The organism is Vibrio sp. 1288, assembly GCF_033344475.1.
In genome coordinates, this window is the sequence record NZ_JAWPOX010000202.1 from 1 (window position 1) to 953 (window position 953).

General features: G+C 43.7%; 1 protein-coding gene and 1 pseudogene. One reads left to right on the forward strand and one right to left on the reverse strand.

Features of this window, described 5'->3' with window-relative positions; genetic code table 11:
• A partial coding sequence (locus tag R8O11_RS25670) for a radical SAM protein (protein ID WP_318194669.1) occupies positions 1 to 401 on the reverse strand: 401 nt, incomplete at its 3' end.
• 378 nt (positions 402 to 779) lie between these two features.
• Between R8O11_RS25670 and R8O11_RS25675 the strand changes: the two are divergent.
• Positions 780 to 953, forward strand: a pseudogene (locus R8O11_RS25675) (haloacid dehalogenase-like hydrolase); the annotation flags it as partial.

Here is a 953-nt window from a genome sequence, read left to right on the forward strand (position 1 = left end):
AAGAAATGGTTCTCGCTTAAAAATTCGCACCATTCGTCATTCAATAACGTGCCGTTTGTTTGCAGATCGTTTGAGATCTTCACGCCTGCGGGCTGGTACTTCGCTTGAAACTCGACAATTTTCTTGAAGTAATCCAAACCCAGCATCGTTGGCTCGCCGCCCTGCCAAGAGAAGACGATCTCAGGTGTATTTTGCCCTTCAATATACTGTTTGATGTAAGCCTCTAACGTGGCTTCATCCATCATTGGTGAACATCCTTTTTTATACTCAAGTAAGTCCTGTTTGCTGAGGTAGTAGCAGTAAGTACAGTCAATGTTACAGGCAGCACCAATGGGCTTTGCCATAACATGTAAACGCTTAGACGCTTTGCCGTTGAACTGAGGACTTTGAGTAATTTGCATGAGTCACCTTTGCTGTTGCGAATTTGAAGGCGTGATCCGGATATTTACCTGCGATTCACCTTGATGACCCAATCATAAATTTCATTAATACCGCAGGCTTGTTATACCGCTTATAACCTATTTTCATGGCGCTTGTTGCTACTCTACTTTGGGCAGTTTGAGATAACCCGTATGCGGCGTTTTGGAAGCATTACGCTATTCATTTCGTGCACAACCAAGGAATGCGACTACGCTTGCTTATGATGAAGGCGAATTTTCAACGCTAACGCGTGGGCGAGAAAATGAAATGAGTACAACGTGTAAGTAGTCGTTTAAGGTTATCCGCCCTCATTGCCCTTTTTAGGGATCACAACCTAGTGAAATCAATCGAGGTAAATAATGAACAAAATCCATCTCTGTACTCTTGCCGTCTTAACTAGCTTATCTTTTTCCAGCCTCGCGAAAGATTGCGATGCCAACTTGCTCCCTTCTTGGAAAGACAGCGACAGCAAAACCGCCATTGTGAATTTTGTCGAGCAATCTACCGACAGTTCAAAGGCAACATTTATTCCC